This window comes from Caulobacter hibisci (assembly GCF_016135805.1).
GTDB classification, from domain to species: domain Bacteria; phylum Pseudomonadota; class Alphaproteobacteria; order Caulobacterales; family Caulobacteraceae; genus Caulobacter; species Caulobacter hibisci.
On the sequence record NZ_JADWOX010000013.1, the window covers coordinates 119,770 to 135,132 of the forward strand.

Sequence of the window (15,363 nt, forward strand, 5' to 3'; positions counted from 1 at the left end):
TCCTCAGGCGGCCACGGGCGGCGCTAGTTGGTGAACCAGCGCCACCAGATGTTCGGCGCGGCTCTTCCAGGTGTGGTGGGCGACGATCTTGGCCTGGGCCGAAACCGCCATGGCATGCAGCCGATCGGCGTCCTCCGCCAGGACCGCGAGGCGGTGCAGGTCGTCCTCCAGGCTCGACCAGCGGAAATAGACCATGTCGCGGCCGATCTCGAAGGCGCTGTCGTAGAAGGTGCTCGGCTCGGAGGCGCAGACCGCGCCGGCCAGCATCGCGCACAGCGGCCGCTCGTGGCTGCCCTCGCCGAAGTTGACGTTGACGTTCAGGACGATGCGGCTGCGGGCCATCTGGGCGAGGACCTCGTCGAAGCCGACGGGGCCGCGATGATCGATGTTGGGATGGAGGTGCAGGTCCTCCTCGTAGCCCGCGCCGAACACCGTCAGGGGCAGGTTCGCCTCCGTTGCCGCCCTCAGGAACTGCTGGCGTCGATGGGCCCGCACCCATTCGTGGATGCGGGCGCAATGAGGCATCAGGGCCTTGGCGACCTTGTGGTCGGCGTCCAGTCCGCGCACGGCCAGGGCGGCGCCGAGGGCTCGGTGCGGGGCGATCCAGTCCTGCGACAGCGCCAGATCGGCGGCGTCGTCGAAGATCCGGCTCACCTGCGGCGGGAAGTCGGCCCACAGCTTGTGGCGCGGGCGATAGTTGCTGCCCGTGAACATGAACCTTGTCGGTCGCGCCGCCGCATGGGCCTCGGCGTCGCCTGGCAAGGGCGCGGCGCGCCCGAGGGCGGCGTGCGGATTGAACCCCACGTGCGCGAAACGGCTTTCGCCGGAGACGGTCCGCAACACCTCGGCATGGCCTTGGTCGATGGTCAGGATCACGGCGTTGGACGCGGTGCGACCGACGCGGCGCAGGTGGGTCAGCGGATGGTCGACATGCTGGATGATGTGCGGGCCGCCAATCAGCTGTCCCAGATCGCGCCCATCCGGCGCGCGCCAGTCGCCGCCGATGGCGTAGGAGAAGGCGAAGTCGAACGGGCCGAGGGCGAGGACGCGTTCGGTCAGGCTCGCGAATACTTCGGGATCGGTCAGGTCGAACATGACGACCTGGTGCCCGAGCGCGATGAGAGCGGCGTAGGCCTCGTCCAGAAACACGCGCAGGGCGTCGTATTGAGACTGCCCCTTGAGCAGCAGAATTCTCATGCGGGTCTCTAATTCGCGTCAAAGTTCAAAAGAACCTTGAGTCGATTCGAGCCGCTTTAGGTTGTGTTTGTGGGGTTGAGAGTCGGATCGCGGGCTGATTGCTTTTAATGTCGCAATACAGCGAAATCGAAAAGCTTGGATCGCAGTGGAAATGTTTTGAAGATCGGCTCGGCGACTTAGAGTTCGATCGCCTTCCGGTCGGTGCCGCGGCGGAACGGGCCGCCATAGTGCGGGTCCTGGCGACGGCGGCGGCAGGGGCCGAAATAGTCGGCGCTGCGGATGAACGGCCGCGGCTTGAAGATCACCATGTCGATGCGGTCGAGCAGCGAGCGGGCCGTGACCGGCTTGACGACGATCTCGGTGACCCCGGCGTCGCGCGCCTCGAACACCCGGTGCCGCTCGGCGAAGCCGGTCAGCATGATGATCGGCAGGAACGGGTCGGTGCTGTCGGGCGAATTGCGCACCAGCTGGGTGAACTGCACCCCGTCCAGCGGCGACATCTTGAAGTCGACGATGGCGATGTCGATCTGACGATCCTTGAGAATCTGCAGGCCCTCGGCGCCGTCGATCGCCTCGTGCACGTGACGCACGCCCACGCCCTTCAGGATCGTGCTTACGATGGCCCGCATATGGTGGTTGTCGTCCACCAGAAGGAAACGGAGCTTGTCTAGCACCGCGGACATGCGGGTTTACGCCTCATACGCGAAAAACAGGGCGGGCTGGGGATAACCATAATGGGCGAGCGCTGTCGATAGGCGCCGTTCCCGAATGGTCAAGTTTGCGGGTGTCAGTGTCGCATTCCTGCGTCGGCGACCCACAGGCTGGGATCGAGGTTGCGGTCGCGCCACTTGAGGCGCCAGCACAGGTGGGGACCGGTGGCGCGGCCCTCCTTGCCGACGGCGCCGATGCGCTGTCCTTGCGTCACGCTCTGGCCGGCGGCGACGTCCACGCGGGAGAGGTGCAGATAGGCGCTGATCAGGCCCTGGCCGTGGTCGATCAGGATCAGGCCGCCCTCGAAGTGCAGGCCGGTCTCGGCGAAGGCGACGACGCCCGCGGCCGGCGCGACCACCGGCGTTCCGACCGGTGCCGCCAGGTCGACGCCGTAGTGCGGGCGCTTGGGCTCGCCGTTGAGGATGCGCTGGCCGCCGAAGCTGGAGGAGCGGCGCGTGGCCTTCACCGGCCAGATGAAGCCGGTGCGGAAGAAGTCGCCGTCGATGCGGCTGGAAAAGCCCGCAGCCTTGCGCGCGCCCTCGGCGGCGATGCGGGCCAGCAGCGCCGGATCGTCCGGCGTGACCTGCGACGGCGGCAGGCCGTCGATGCGCTGGACGTCGAAGGTTCCGGGCGCGATCGCCACGCGGTGGCTCGCCGCGCCGTCGGGCGTCTGCACCGTGATCTCGGCGGTCGGAGGGGCGTCGCGGTCGAAGCCGACCATGAACCAGCCGTCGGCCGAGCTCTGGGTGACCGAAACGCCGTCCACCAGCACGTCGGCGCGGGGCGCGGTGCGGCCGACGACGTAGCCGCCCTGTTCCAGGCGTCCATTCAGCGTCAGGCCAGGGGCCGCGGCGCGGGCGGAGAAGGCGAGGGGAAGGGCGGCGCCGACCAGGACGGCGAGAAGCCCCCGGCGGTTCAGGCCTTGGTCTCCTGCCAGCGCTTCAACGCCTCTTTCGGCGTGGCGTAGGCTTCCTGCAGCTCGGGGCTCCAGTAGCGCAGGGCCTCCAGCGGCACCTTGGCGCCGGTGACGGCGCAGACCACGTACTGGCCGGGGCTGAGCACGGCGAAGTCGCCGTCGCCATAGTGCAGGACGGCCAGGCCGGATTTGCCGATGTCGCGATCGTAAGCGTTCATGGGACTCTTCTACGCCAAAGCGCGGGACTAGAACAGATCGCCCTGGCCGGGTGACGGCGGGGGCGCGGGTTTCGGGCGCGGAGCCGGCTTGGGGGCCGCCTGCACGACAGGAGTGGGCGGAGGCGGCGGCGGCGTCGAGCCTTCGCCGTCGATCACCGCGTCGCGTTCGCCCAGCTTGAACTTCAGGTTCACACGCTCGCCGGCGGCCAGGTCGGCGGCCGAGCGGGCCAGGGTCCCGTCCATCTTGCGCACCAAGGCGAAGCCCAGCTCCAGCGGGCGTTCCGGGTTCAGCGACTGGCGCAGCTTGTCCAGCCCCGCCAGGCGATCGGCCTCGCGGTCGAGGCGGCGGCGAGCGACGGCGTTCAGGCGATCCCACAGGGCCGGCAGGCGGGCGTGCTGGGCGGCGCGTTCCGGCGCGCGGCGGGCGGCCAGGTCCAGGCGGCGGGAGAGGTCCGACAGGCGCTCGGCCTTGGCCTGGCGCTGGCGGGCCAGGGCCTCGGGCGACAGGCGGGCGGTGACCTTCAAGAGGTCCTGGGCGTGGACCGAGGTGTTGCGGGCCAGGGCCGCGTCCAGCCGGCCGGCGGCGATGTCGAACCGCTGCTGGGCCAGGGCGAGCAGGTCGTTGGGGCGGGGCAGGCCGCGTGCGGCGGCTTGCAGGCGCGTGCGGCGCTCTTCCACCACCCGGCCGGCGCAGCGCGACAGGCGGCGGTCGTAGTCGGAGACCAGGCCCCGCAGCTCGGCCAGCACGGGCGTGGCCATCTCGGCCGCCGCCGTCGGGGTGGGCGCGCGGCGGTCGGAGACGAAGTCGATCAGGGTGGTGTCGGTCTCGTGGCCGACGGCCGAGATCAGCGGGATGGTCCCCTCGGCCACCGTGCGGGCCAGGGCCTCGTCGTTGAAGGCCCAGAGGTCCTCCACCGAACCGCCGCCGCGCGCCACGATCAGGATGTCGGGGCGCGGGACGGGGCCGCCGGGCGTAAGGGCGTTGAAGCCCCGGATCGCGCCGGCCACCTGGCCGGCGGCGGCGTCGCCCTGCACGACCACCGGCCAGACGATGACGCGGCAGGGCCAGCGGTCGCGGATGCGGTGCAGGATATCGCGGATCACCGCGCCGGTCGGGCTGGTGATCACCCCGACCACGGCCGGCATCGAGGGCAGGGGCTTCTTGCGCTCGGAGGCGAACAGGCCCTCGCCGGCCAACTTCGCCTTCAGGCGTTCAAGCTGCGCCAGCAGAGCGCCGACGCCGGCGGCCTCCATGCTTTCGATGACGATCTGGTAGCGCGAACCGGCCGGATAGGTGGTGATCTTGCCGGTGACGATGACCTCGAGCCCGTGCTCGGGCCGCACGCCCAGGCCCCGCACATTGCCCTTCCAGACGACGCCGTCGATGGCGGCCTTGTCGTCCTTGATGGTCAGGTAGACGTGGCCGTTGGAGTGGTGGGTGACCTTGGAAAGCTCACCACGCAGCCGCACGAAGCCGTAGCGGTCTTCCAGCGTGCGCTTCAGCGCGAAGGCCAGTTCCGAGACGGAATAGGCGGGCGCGTTGGAATCGGGGGCGAGGTCGGTCATCGCATACAGCATAAAGCCCTCCCCGCGGAACGGGGAGGGCTGCATGGCGAGAGCGCCTTGGCGACGCTTCTCTTATTGTCTTTTTGGCTGGCGCTAGATGTAGCGGCGCAGCGAACGGGCGAGCTCGGTGGCGCCGCCCTTCTTCTTGGTCTGCTGCGGCTGGTAGGCCACCCGGGCGTGTTCGCCGCAATAGGGGCCTTCCGATGAGCGGCGGCCGCAGAAGGTGAAGCCGTCCGACGACGGGTCGCCGATCGGCCACTTGCACATGTGGGCGCCGAGGGTCAGCACGGTGGCCGAGCCGGGGGCTTCGTTGCGCAGCACCGGAACCGACGGCTGCTGGTGGGCGGCGACCGGAACCGGGGCCGGGGCGACCGGTTCGGCGGCGACCACGCGGCGCGGCGCGGCCGGCATGGCCGTGGCGGCCGGGCGAGCCGGACGCGGGGCCTTGAAGGCCGGGCGCGCAGGCTGCGACGGCGCGGCGCGACCCGACAGGCCCAGGCGATGGACCTTGCCGATCACGGCGTTGCGGGTGACCCCGCCGAGTTGTTTGGCGATCTGACTGGCGGACAGCCCGTCCAGCCAAAGCTTCTTCAGGGTGGAGACCCGTTCGTCAGTCCAGCTCATGGCCTTCTCCGCCTTAAAAAGGCGCCACGACGAGAACCCCACCTCGCCATGACCCTACATCTGGTGTACAGACCGCCCCGCCGGCGGCTGACCTACCACATAGTGTAAAGAATGCGTTAAGGCGCACAATAGGCGCCCGGTAGTCTGTCCACAGAAACAATATATTGATTCTCGAAGCGGGACGCTTGCGCCCGACCCCTCCCTGGCGCACATGGCGAAGGAATTTCCAGGATCAGGCCGATGAGAGACATGGCAGACAGCGTCGTTCCGCCGCAGCCGCGCGATTATCACGGCTGGAACTGGAGCGGGTTCCTCACCCTCTATCAGCGCGAGATCCGCCGGTTCTGGAAGGTGGGCATGCAGACCGTGGCCGCCCCGGTGGTCACCACGCTGCTCTACATGCTGGTGTTCGTGGTCGCGGTCGGCGCCAGCCGTCCGGCCGTCGAGGGCGTGACCTTCGGACATTTCGTGGCTCCGGGCCTGATCATGATGGCGGTGCTCAACAACGCCTTCGCCAATTCGTCCTCGTCGCTGATCCAGGCCAAGATGATGGGCCTGACCTCGGACTTTCTGACCCCGCCCCTGACCCCGCTGGAACAGGTGGCCGCCTTCGGCCTCGGCGCGGCGACCCGCGGCGTGGTGGTCGGCGCGGTGACGGCGGCCGTGATCGGCGTGCTGCCGGGCGCGGGCCTGCAGATCTCGCACCTGTGGGCGATCCTCTATTTCGCGGTCGGCGCGGCGGTGATCCTGGGCATGGCCGGCGTTCTGGCCGGCCTGTGGGCCGAGAAGTTCGACCAGCTGGCGGCGGTGACCAACTTCGCCATCATGCCGATGACCTTCCTGTCGGGCACCTTCTACCTGGTCGACAAGCTGCCCGAGCCGTTCCGCACGGCCAGCCACTTCAACCCGTTCTTCTACCTGATCGACGGCTTCCGCTACGGCTTCATCGGCCACGCCGACGGCTCCATCGCCATCGGTGTCGTGGTCACGGCCGTGCTGACCGTCGGCCTCTTCCTGTGGTGCTGGGCGCTGTTCCGCAGCGGGTACCGCCTGAAGAGCTGAAGGCTCTCTCCCTATCTCTTCTCCCGTCATTCCCGCCCTTGTGGCGGGAACCCCTCCGTCAGCCGCAAGGGCGGTAGTGGCGGCGTGCTAGGCACGCGCTTGCGCTTCATGTGCGAGCGGAACCAGGGTTTCCCGCCACAAGGGCGGGAATGACGGGAGGAGGGATTGCCGTCGCTGCCTACCGCCCCACGCCCTTTACCAGCACCTCTACCCCGCTCACCGGCCCGTCGTTGATCACCGCGATGTGGGTGTCGTTGATGAAGCGCAGCTGGCCCTCGACCTCGACCCGCGCCGACACCGAATAGCGGTGGTTCGGGACGATCGCCTTGGGATCATAGGCCAGCTTGAAGGCCGCCGGCGGGGCGTGGACGCCTTCGAGGACGTCCTCGGCCAGCACCTTGGCGGGCGCGTCGGCCAGGCTGACGTCCTGCAGGCGCACGATCACCCTGGTCGTCGGCGGCAGCAGGATCCGCTCGCGCCAGACCACGGTTCCGGTGACGCTCGCGGCGGCGGGCGGGGCCGGCGCCGAGGCGCAGCCGGGCAGGGCGGCCAGGGTCAGCAGAGCCAGGGGCAGAACGGCCTTCATCGCGGATCCTCCGAACATCTCGGCCCAAGGCTTAGGACGGATTGTCCGGCGGCGGCAAGTTAGCGGTCCCGCGCCGCCAGGGTGTGTCCGCCAGGTCCCGCACGCGCAAAATTCACAGTCATTTCATTGACAGGGCGGGGCTTCCCGCCGACAACGTCGGGCCTTCCAGTCCCCGCGCGAAAGCCCGGGGGCTTCTTGCCTTTTGGGAGGCCGCTTTGAGCACTGCGACGTCGTCGAACCCCTCGCAACACCACATCATGGGCGTCTACAGCCGCGCCCCGCTGGCGTTCGAGCGAGGCCGAGGCGCGCGACTGTTCTCGACCACCGGCGAGGAGTACCTGGACTGCGTGGCGGGCATCGCCACCTGCGGCCTGGGCCATGCTCACCCGACCCTGGTCGAGGCGCTGAAGACCCAGGGCGAGAAGCTCTGGCACGTCTCCAACATCTACACGATCCCCGAGCAGGAAGTGCTGGCCGACAAGCTGTGCGCGGCCACCTTCGCCGACGTGGTGTTCTTCACCAACTCGGGCACCGAGGCGATCGAGTGCGCCCTGAAGGCCGCCCGCCGCTATCACGCGGTGGCCGGCAATCCGGATCGCATCGACATCATCGGCTTCGACGGCTCGTTCCACGGCCGCTCGTACGCGGCGGTCAACGCCTCGGGCAACGCCGGCTATCTCGACGGCTTCGGCCCGCGCCTGCCGGGCTTCATCCAGCTGCCGTTCGGCGACCTGGAGGCCCTGAAGGCCGCCATCGGCCCGACCACGGCCGGCGTCATCATCGAGCCCGTGCAGGGCGAGGGCGGGGCGCGGTCCCTGACCGAGGCCCAGCTGGTCGAACTGCGCGAGATCACCCGCGAAGCCGGTATCCTGCTGATCTTCGACGAGGTGCAGAGCGGCATGGGCCGGACCGGCAAGCTCTTCGCCCATGAGTGGGCGGACGGCGCCGAGCCCGACATCATGTGCGTGGCCAAGGCCCTGGGCGGCGGCTTCCCGGTCGGCGCCTGCCTGGCCACCCACGAGGGCGCCAAGGGCATGACGCCTGGCACCCACGGCTCGACCTACGGCGGCAACCCGCTGGCCATGGCGGTCGGCACGGCGGCCTTCGATGCCATCAACACGCCCGAGATCCTCGATAACGTGAAGACCATCGCCGGCTACTTCACCCAGCAACTGAACGGCCTGAAGGACCGCTTCCCGGACGTCGTGCTCGACGTGCGCGGCAAGGGCCTGCTGATCGGCATCAAGCTGGCCTCGAACAACCGCGAGTTCATGGCCCTGGCCCGCGACCAGAAGCTTCTGGTGGCCGGTGGCGGCGACAACTGCGTGCGCCTGCTGCCGCCGCTGAACCTGACGCTGGCCGAGGCCCAGGAAGCCGTGGCCAAGCTCGAAAAGACCTGCGAGGTCGTCCGCGCTCAAGCGGCCGCCTGATCGCATCCCTGACCCGACGCCTCCGCCTATCCGGCGGGGGCGTCCACTTCAGCTCATTCCGGAAAGGTGGCCTGCAATGACCGCCCCCCGCCATTTCATCGACCTCTGGAAGCTCGACGGCGCCACGCTGCGCCTGATCCTGGAGGACGCCAAGGCCCGCAAGACCGCACGCAAGGGCTGGCCCAAGGGCCGCGTCGACGCCGACGCGCCGGCCAAGGATCACGTGCTGTCGATGATCTTCCAGAAGAACTCGACCCGCACCCGCTTCTCGTTCGACGCCGCCATGCGCCAGTTGGGCGGGGCGGCGATCATCTCGACCTCGGGCGACATGCAGCTGGGTCGCGGTGAGACCATCGAGGACACCGCCAAGGTGCTGTCGCGCATGGTCGACGCGGTGATGATCCGCGCCAACCTCCACGCCGATGTCGAGCGCTTCGCCCAGGTCTCGACCGTGCCGGTGATCAACGGCCTGACCGACAAGAGCCACCCCTGCCAGATCATGGCCGACATCCTCACCATCGAGGAGCATCGCGGCGACATCGGCGGCAAGACCATCGCCTGGGTCGGCGACGGCAACAATGTCTGTTCCAGCTTCATCCACGCCGCCCCGCTGCTGGGATTCGAGCTGAAGATCGCTTGCCCGAGCGTCTATCACGCCGACCTGCACGACTTGGCCCGCGCCGAGGGTCTCGGCGCCAAGGTGTCGATGACCGACGATCCCAAGGAAGCCGTGCGCGGCGCCGACGTGGTCGTGGCCGACACCTGGGTCTCGATGGGCGACACCGACCACGACGAGCGCCTGAAGGCGCTCGAGCCGTACCAGGTCGACGACGCCCTGATGGACCTGTCCAAGCCCGACGGCGTGTTCCTGCACTGCCTGCCGGCCCACCGCGGCGAGGAAGTCACCGACGCCGTGCTCGACGGCCCGCGCTCCCTGGCTTGGGACGAGGCCGAGAACCGCATCCACGCCCAGAAGTCCGTCCTGGCCTGGTGCCTGGGCGCGATCGGCTGATCATGGCGAAGATCGAGCTCGACAAGGCCGTCCGCGAGGCGGCCCTGCGCAAGCTGACGCTCTACATGCGCGACGAGCTCGATCGGCCGGTCAGCGGCCTGGAGGCGGGGTTTTTGCTCGACTTCATCGGCGAGACCCTGGGGCCGGCCTTCTTCAACCAGGGCGTCCGCGACGCGCAGACCCTGATGCTGCAGAAGCTCGACGACGTGGTCTACGAGATCGAGAAGCCCTTGGACTGATCCCTCTCCCCTTGCGGGAGAGGGTGGCCTCGCGACGCGAGGTCGGGTGAGGGGTCTCTCAAAAGCAAGACGCCGCGACAGCCGATCAGCTGTCGCGGCGTTTTTCGTGGGGGCGACCCCTCATCCGTCAGCTTCGCTGACACCTTCTCCCGCAAGGGGAGAAGGAAGCTAGCGCCGCTTGCCCCGCCGCACGCCCTTCGGCAGCCCGCCACGCGGCTTGATCGCCGCCTGCCGCCTTGCCCCGAGCCGCGGCCGCGGCAGGTTCGGATCGGCCGGCACGGGATCGCTGAGCATCTCGAACAGCAGGCCGCCGGTCACCGGGGTGGCCTCGCGCAGGCGGATCTCGACCGACAGGCCCAGCGGCCAGCGCTTGCCGGTGCGCTCGCCGACCAGGGAGTGCAGCTTCTCGTCGTGGACGAAGAACTCCTCGCCCAGGCCCGAGATCGGCACCAGGCCGTCGGCGCCGGTCTCGTCCAGCTTCACGAACAGGCCGAAACGCGTGACGCCGGTGATGCGGCCGGCGAAGGTCGCGCCGACGCGGTCGGCCAGGAACGAGGCGATGTAGCGGTCGGTGGCGTCGCGCTCGGCGGCCATGGCCCGGCGCTCGGCGTGGGTGATGACCTCGGCGGTGTCCTTGATGCGGGCGATGTCCTGGTCGGTCAAACCATCGTCGCCCAGCCCCAGGGCGCGGATCAGCGCCCGGTGCACGATCAGGTCGGCATAGCGCCGGATCGGGCTGGTGAAGTGGGCGTACTTGGCCAGGTTCAGGCCGAAGTGGCCGATGTTGTCGCTCGAATAGTGGGCCTGCATCTGGGTGCGCAGGACCACCTCGTTGATGATCGCCGCGTGCGGGCTCTCGCGGGTCTCGGCCAGCAGCTGGTTGAAGCGCGCGGTCTGCGGGGCCTCGCCCTTGTTCCAGCGGATCTCCAGGGTGTGCAGGAAGTCGGCGAGGTTCTGCACCTTCTCCAGGCTGGGGGTGTCGTGCACGCGATAGATCAGCGGCGTGCGCTTGGCTTCCAGGCTCTCGGCGGCCGAGACGTTGGCCTGGATCATCATCTCCTCGATCAGCTTGTGGGCCTCGAGGCTGGCGCGGCGGGTGATCGAGGCGATCTCGCCGGCCTTGGTGATGACGATGCGGCGCTCGTCGCTTTCGATGGCCAGGGGCGAGCGCTGCTCGCGGCCCTTGCCCATCAGGCGGAAGGCCTCCCACAGGGGCTTCAGGATCGGATCGAGCAGCGGCGGGGCCTTGTCTGGATCCTGGCCGGCCGGCGGCGGCGTGCCGTCGATGGCGGCCTGGGCCTGTTCGTAGGAGAGCTTGGCGGCCGAGCGCATCAGGCCGCGCACGAAGCGGTGGCTCTTCTTGCGGCCCGACTTGTCGAACACCATCCGCACGGCCAGGGTCGCGCGGTTCTCGCCTTCACGCAGGCTGCACAGGCCGTTCGACAGGGTCTCGGGCAGCATCGGCTCCACCCGGTCGGGGAAGTATACGCTGTTGCCCTTGTCGCGGGCGTCGCGGTCCAGGGCCGAGCCCGGGCGCACATAGGCGGCGACGTCGGCGATGGCCACCCAGACGATCCAGCCGCCCTTGTTGTGCTCGTCCTCGTCGGGATGGGCGTAGACGGCGTCGTCGTGGTCGCGGGCGTCCACCGGATCTATGGTCACGAACGGCAGGTCGCGCAGGTCCTCACGGCCCTCCAGCGTCGGCGGCTTGGCGGCCGCGGCCTCTTCCTCGGCCGCCTCGGAGAAGCCGGTCGGGATGCCGTGGCTATGGATGGCGATCAGCGAGGCGGCGCGAGGGTCTTCCTCGTGGCCGACCGTCTCCAGCACGCGGCAGGGCTTGGGACCGTAGCGGCCGGCATGGCCGGCCTGCTGCACGACCACAAGGTCGCCTTCGCGCAGATCCATCACCCCGGGCTGGGCTGGGTCGAGGACGTAGCTGTCCTTGGACTTGCGATCGACGGGCTCGACGCGGATCTCGCGGCGCTGCTTGCGCACCACGCCCAGCACCTTGTGGGCGCTCTGGCCCAGGCGCTTGATCAGCCGGGCCTCGTACTCGCCGCTTTCCAGCTTCTCGAAGCGGACCAGCAGGCGGTCGCCCAGGCCCGGTGCGCCGGCGGCGGCCTCGTTGCGGTCGGGAGCCAGGCGCACCGGGGCGACGTCGTCGTCGCCCTTGGTCAGCTTGACGAACAGGTCGCCGTCGCCGTCGCGCTCGACCACGTCGACGACGCCGACGGGGGGCAGGGAGCCTGCCTCGGCGAAGCCGCGGCGGCCGCGCTTGCCCAGCTGGCCTTGGGCTTCCATCTCGCGGATCATCTCGCGCAGGGCGCGGCGATCGCCGCCCTTCAGGCCAAAGTGGCGGGCGATGTCGGCCTTGGCGGCCTCGCCGGCGTCACGCAGGAACGCCAGCAGGGTCTCCTTGTCGGGCAGGCCGGCGGGCGGCCGGGCCTTCGACGGCAGCTTCGGCGGCGCGGTCTTGGGCGAGCCCGCCTTGGCGCGCGCGGACTTCGGGGAAGCGGACTTGGGAAGGCGAGGTTTGGCCATGTCCCCCGTCTAAGCCGTTTCCCGGGCGAAGGAAACGAGGAGAACCTAGTACAGGTCCTCGATCCGCTGCGGCGCCTGCTGGGCTGGCGGGACCTCGGGCTTCTTCTCGGCTGGAGCCGGCGTCACCGGCGCAGGCGGGGCTTCGATCACCGGCGGGGCGGCAGCGGCGGCTTCCGTCGGCGCGGTCTCTTCGGCCTTTGGCGCGGGCGGCGGGGGCGGTGGGGCCTCCACCTCGAGCGCGGCCGGCAGGGCGTCCTTGATCGGCACGCCCGAGACCTCGGCCAGCGGCGCGGTCGAGACCGCGTCCGCCGGCTTGCCGGTGTCGAGCACGCCGCGCAGCCCCATCACGAAGCCCACGACGCTGACCGCCGAGAGCAGCACCACCACCAGCGGCAGCGGCAGAGGACGTTCGAGCGTGGTCATGGCCAAAGTCTACTCCCCCCGACTACCTGCCGTCACGCCTCGGTCTTGGCCTTTGCCGGCGCCTTTTTCGCGGCCGGCTTCTTGGCGGCAGGCTTCTTCGCCGCCGCCTTCTTCGGCTTGGCCTCGGCCTCGTCGCCCTCGGCTTTCGCGGCCTTGGTCGAAGCCTTCTTCGGCGCGGCCGCCTTCTTCGCAGGCTTCTTGCCGCCGCCCTTGGCGACGCGTTCGGCCAGCAGGGTCACGGCCTCGGCCAGGGTCAGGGCCGCCGGATCCGCGCCCTTGGGCACGTTGGCGTTGGTGTCGCCATGCTTGATGTAGGGGCCAAAGCGCCCCGACAGCACCCGCACCGGCTTGCCGTCCTCCGGGTGGGCGCCCAGCTCGGCCAGGGCCGCCGCGGCCGCGCGCTGCGGACGCCCGCCGCCGGCCCGCTTGTCAGCCAGGACGGCGACGGCGCGGTTGAGACCGACGTCGAACACCTCGTCGGCGTTCTCCAGATTGGCGTAGGTGCCGTCGTGCAGCACGAACGGCCCAAAGCGCCCCAGGCCCGCCGTGATCGGCTTGCCGTCATCGGGGTGCAGGCCCACCTCGCGCGGCAGCGACAGCAGGCGCAGGGCCTTTTCAAGATCCAGCGCCGCCGGCGTCCAGCCCTTGGGCAGGCTGGAGCGCTTGGGCTTTTCGCCTTCCGCCGCCACTTCCTCGACATAGGGGCCGAAGCGGCCGTTCTTCAGCCACACGGCGCGGCCGGTGGCGGGATTGATCCCCAGGTCCTTGTCGGCGCTCTCGGCGTCGCCGTCGCCTTCCGACACGCCAAGTTGGCGCGTGTAGCGGCATTCCGGATAGTTCGAGCAGCCGATGAAGGCGCCGAACTTGCCGGTCTTCAGCGACAGTTGTCCCGTGCCGCAGGTCGGGCAGGTGCGCGGGTTCGAGCCATCGCCCCGGTCGGGGAAGATGTGCGGGCCCAGGGCGTCGTTCAGCGCGTCGAGCACGTTTGTGGTGCGCAGTTCGGCGATCTCACCGACGGCGGCGTGGAAGTCCTTCCAGAACTCGCGCAGGAATTCCTTCCAGTCGAGCTTGCCGTCCGAAACCAGGTCGAGCTTTTCTTCCAGGGCGGCGGTGAAGTCGTACTCCACGTAGCGGCGGAAGAACTGCTCGAGGAACGCGGTGACCAGGCGGCCCTTGTCCTCGGGGATGAAGCGCTGCTTCTCCATCTTCACGTATTCGCGGTCGCGCAGCACGGTCAGGACCGAGGCGTAGGTCGACGGACGGCCGATGCCCAGCTCTTCCATCTTCTTGACGAGGCTGGCTTCGGAATAGCGCGGGGGCGGTTCGGTGAAGTGCTGGTCGGCGCGGGCCTCGATGACCTTGGCGGTTGCGCCTTCCTCGATCACCGGCAGGCGGGCGCTGTCTTCGTCGCCCTCGTCGTCGCGGCCTTCCTCGTAGACGGCCAGATAGCCGGGGAACAACACCACCTGGCCGGTGGCGCGCATGCCGGTCTGGCCGTCGGCGCTTTCCAGGTCGACGGTGGTGCGCTCGATGCGGGCGCTTTCCATCTGCGAAGCGATCATCCGCTTCCAGATCAGCTCGTACAGGCGGCCCAGATCCGGATCCAGGCGCAGCGAACCGGGGTTGCGGTTCAGGCTGGTCGGCCGGATGGCTTCGTGGGCCTCCTGGGCGTTCTTGGCCTTGGCCTTGTAGTAGCGCGGGCTCTCGGGGACGTAGGGTGCGCCGTAGACGTTGCCGATGACGCTGCGCGCCTCGGCGATGCCTTCGGGCTCCACCGACACGCCGTCGGTCCGCATGTAGGTGATCAGACCGACGGTCTCGCCGCCGATGTCGATGCCTTCATACAGCTTCTGGGCGGCCTGCATGGTGCGCTGGGCGGAAAAGCCCAGCTTGCGGGCGGCTTCCTGCTGCAGGGTCGAGGTGGTGAAGGGCGGGGCGGGCGAGCGCTTGCCGGGCTTCTTCTCGACGGCGACGACCTTGAACACGGCGCTGGTCACGGCGGCCTTGGCGGCCAGGGCCGAGGCCTCGTTGCCCAGGTCGAACTTGGTGAGCTTCTTGCCCTCGTGCTTGACCAGGCGAGCCAGGAACGGGTCGGCGCCGGCCGAGACGTCGGCGTCGACGCTCCAGTATTCCTGGGTCTTGAAGCGCTCGATCTCCAGTTCGCGGTCGACGATCAGGCGCAGGCAGACCGACTGCACGCGGCCGGCCGAACGCGAACCGGGCAGCTTGCGCCACAGGACGGGCGAAAGGGTGAAGCCGACCAGATAGTCCAGAGCGCGGCGGGCGAGGTAGGCCTCGACCAGCTCCATGTCGAGGTCGCGCGGATTGGCCATCGCCTCCAGGACCGAGGTCTTGGTGATGGCGTTGAAGGTCACGCGCTGGATGGACTTGTCCTTCAGCGCCTTCTTCTTGTTCAGCACCTCGAGCACGTGCCAGCTGATCGCTTCCCCTTCGCGATCCGGGTCGGTGGCGAGGATCAGGCGGTCGGCCTTCTTCAGCGCGTCGACGATGTCGGACACGCGCTTGGACGACTTGGCGTCGACCTCCCAGCTCATCGTGAAGTCGTTGTCCGGCTCGACCGAGCCGTCCTTCGACGGCAGGTCGCGGATATGCCCATAGGAGGCCAGAACCGTGTAGTCGGACCCGAGGTACTTGTTGATGGTCTTGGCCTTGGCCGGGCTCTCGACGACGACGACGTTCATTACGACTCTGGGCTAGGGGAGGTTGGATCGCCTTCCGGGCGAACCAGGGGGCGAGCGCCGGAAAGTGGGGGCGAGCCTATGACAATGTCAACGGCGGCTGTGCGAACCTTCGCAATTGCCGATGTCTCGCCTGTCG

Annotated in this window: 14 protein-coding genes; 4 read left to right on the forward strand and 10 right to left on the reverse strand. The window is 69.1% G+C overall.

What is annotated here, in order from left to right; genetic code table 11:
- Positions 1 to 3: 3 nt before the first annotated feature.
- From I4Q42_RS17740 to gcrA, 6 genes are all read right to left on the reverse strand, one after another.
- The gene (locus tag I4Q42_RS17740) at positions 4 to 1,197 is read right to left on the reverse strand and encodes a glycosyltransferase family protein (RefSeq protein WP_198577422.1); all 1,194 of its coding nucleotides are present in this window, start codon (positions 1,195 to 1,197) and stop codon (positions 4 to 6) included.
- A 176-nt stretch (positions 1,198 to 1,373) separates the two neighbouring features.
- Positions 1,374 to 1,880, reverse strand: a complete 507-nt coding sequence (locus tag I4Q42_RS17745; RefSeq protein WP_198577423.1) for a response regulator — start codon at positions 1,878 to 1,880, stop codon at positions 1,374 to 1,376.
- A 104-nt stretch (positions 1,881 to 1,984) separates the two neighbouring features.
- Entirely contained in the window at positions 1,985 to 2,845 is an 861-nt protein-coding gene (locus I4Q42_RS17750) for a M23 family metallopeptidase (protein ID WP_198577454.1), read from the reverse strand.
- A complete protein-coding gene (locus I4Q42_RS17755) occupies positions 2,824 to 3,042 on the reverse strand; it encodes a DUF2093 domain-containing protein (protein ID WP_110119052.1) in 219 nt (72 codons plus the stop codon). The genes I4Q42_RS17750 and I4Q42_RS17755 overlap by 22 nt, the downstream gene beginning before the upstream one ends.
- A gap of 27 nt (positions 3,043 to 3,069) precedes the next feature.
- The gene (gene xseA, locus I4Q42_RS17760) at positions 3,070 to 4,608 is read right to left on the reverse strand and encodes an exodeoxyribonuclease VII large subunit (protein WP_198577455.1); all 1,539 of its coding nucleotides are present in this window, start codon (positions 4,606 to 4,608) and stop codon (positions 3,070 to 3,072) included.
- Positions 4,609 to 4,701: 93 nt separating this feature from the next.
- Positions 4,702 to 5,232, reverse strand: a complete 531-nt coding sequence (gcrA, locus tag I4Q42_RS17765; RefSeq protein ID WP_198577424.1) for a cell cycle sigma 70 cofactor GcrA — start codon at positions 5,230 to 5,232, stop codon at positions 4,702 to 4,704.
- A 240-nt stretch (positions 5,233 to 5,472) separates the two neighbouring features.
- Here gcrA and I4Q42_RS17770 point away from each other — a divergent pair, with 240 nt between their 5' ends.
- A complete protein-coding gene (locus tag I4Q42_RS17770; RefSeq protein ID WP_198577425.1) occupies positions 5,473 to 6,294 on the forward strand; it encodes an ABC transporter permease in 822 nt (273 codons plus the stop codon).
- A gap of 178 nt (positions 6,295 to 6,472) precedes the next feature.
- Here I4Q42_RS17770 and I4Q42_RS17775 read toward each other — a convergent pair whose 3' ends face one another.
- Complete coding sequence (locus I4Q42_RS17775; RefSeq protein WP_198577426.1) at positions 6,473 to 6,880, reverse strand: YbaY family lipoprotein; 408 nt, start codon at positions 6,878 to 6,880, stop codon at positions 6,473 to 6,475.
- 215 nt (positions 6,881 to 7,095) lie between these two features.
- Here I4Q42_RS17775 and I4Q42_RS17780 point away from each other — a divergent pair, with 215 nt between their 5' ends.
- The 3 genes from I4Q42_RS17780 to I4Q42_RS17790 all read left to right on the forward strand — a co-directional run bounded on the left by I4Q42_RS17780 (position 7,096) and on the right by I4Q42_RS17790 (position 9,561).
- Positions 7,096 to 8,310: an aspartate aminotransferase family protein gene (locus I4Q42_RS17780; RefSeq protein ID WP_198577427.1), complete on the forward strand. Its 1,215-nt coding sequence runs from the start codon at positions 7,096 to 7,098 to the stop codon at positions 8,308 to 8,310.
- Between the two features lie 76 nt (positions 8,311 to 8,386).
- Positions 8,387 to 9,322 carry an ornithine carbamoyltransferase gene (argF, locus tag I4Q42_RS17785; protein ID WP_198577428.1) on the forward strand — a complete coding sequence of 312 codons (936 nt, stop codon included), beginning with the start codon at positions 8,387 to 8,389 and terminating at the stop codon, positions 9,320 to 9,322.
- A gap of 2 nt (positions 9,323 to 9,324) precedes the next feature.
- On the forward strand, positions 9,325 to 9,561 hold the full coding sequence (locus I4Q42_RS17790) for a DUF2164 domain-containing protein (protein WP_198577429.1): 237 nt from the start codon (positions 9,325 to 9,327) through the stop codon (positions 9,559 to 9,561).
- 168 nt (positions 9,562 to 9,729) lie between these two features.
- On the opposite strand, the gene rnr is transcribed toward I4Q42_RS17790, so the two are convergent.
- Genes rnr through topA form a run of 3 tightly spaced genes read right to left on the reverse strand, consistent with a single transcriptional unit; the run spans position 9,730 to position 15,227 of the window.
- Positions 9,730 to 12,102: a ribonuclease R gene (gene rnr, locus I4Q42_RS17795; protein WP_198577430.1), complete on the reverse strand. Its 2,373-nt coding sequence runs from the start codon at positions 12,100 to 12,102 to the stop codon at positions 9,730 to 9,732.
- Positions 12,103 to 12,147: 45 nt separating this feature from the next.
- Positions 12,148 to 12,525, reverse strand: a complete 378-nt coding sequence (locus tag I4Q42_RS17800; protein WP_198577431.1) for a hypothetical protein — start codon at positions 12,523 to 12,525, stop codon at positions 12,148 to 12,150.
- A gap of 32 nt (positions 12,526 to 12,557) precedes the next feature.
- Positions 12,558 to 15,227 carry a type I DNA topoisomerase gene (gene topA, locus I4Q42_RS17805; RefSeq protein ID WP_198577432.1) on the reverse strand — a complete coding sequence of 890 codons (2,670 nt, stop codon included), beginning with the start codon at positions 15,225 to 15,227 and terminating at the stop codon, positions 12,558 to 12,560.
- Between the last annotated feature and the right edge of the window lie 136 nt (positions 15,228 to 15,363).

Bases quoted from the DNA above. Each gene is read 5' to 3' on its own strand.
- I4Q42_RS17740 (WP_198577422.1), bottom strand. From the start codon at position 1,197: ATGAGAATTCTGCTGCTCAAGGGGCAGTCTCAATACGACGCCCTGCGC.
- I4Q42_RS17745 (WP_198577423.1), bottom strand. From the start codon at position 1,880: ATGTCCGCGGTGCTAGACAAGCTCCGTTTCCTTCTGGTGGACGACAAC.
- I4Q42_RS17755 (WP_110119052.1), bottom strand. From the start codon at position 3,042: ATGAACGCTTACGATCGCGACATCGGCAAATCCGGCCTGGCCGTCCTG.
- xseA (WP_198577455.1), bottom strand. From the start codon at position 4,608: ATGACCGACCTCGCCCCCGATTCCAACGCGCCCGCCTATTCCGTCTCG.
- gcrA (WP_198577424.1), bottom strand. From the start codon at position 5,232: ATGAGCTGGACTGACGAACGGGTCTCCACCCTGAAGAAGCTTTGGCTG.
- I4Q42_RS17770 (WP_198577425.1), top strand. From the start codon at position 5,473: ATGAGAGACATGGCAGACAGCGTCGTTCCGCCGCAGCCGCGCGATTAT.
- I4Q42_RS17775 (WP_198577426.1), bottom strand. From the start codon at position 6,880: ATGAAGGCCGTTCTGCCCCTGGCTCTGCTGACCCTGGCCGCCCTGCCC.
- argF (WP_198577428.1), top strand. From the start codon at position 8,387: ATGACCGCCCCCCGCCATTTCATCGACCTCTGGAAGCTCGACGGCGCC.
- I4Q42_RS17790 (WP_198577429.1), top strand. From the start codon at position 9,325: ATGGCGAAGATCGAGCTCGACAAGGCCGTCCGCGAGGCGGCCCTGCGC.
- rnr (WP_198577430.1), bottom strand. From the start codon at position 12,102: ATGGCCAAACCTCGCCTTCCCAAGTCCGCTTCCCCGAAGTCCGCGCGC.
- I4Q42_RS17800 (WP_198577431.1), bottom strand. From the start codon at position 12,525: ATGACCACGCTCGAACGTCCTCTGCCGCTGCCGCTGGTGGTGGTGCTG.
- topA (WP_198577432.1), bottom strand. From the start codon at position 15,227: ATGAACGTCGTCGTCGTCGAGAGCCCGGCCAAGGCCAAGACCATCAAC.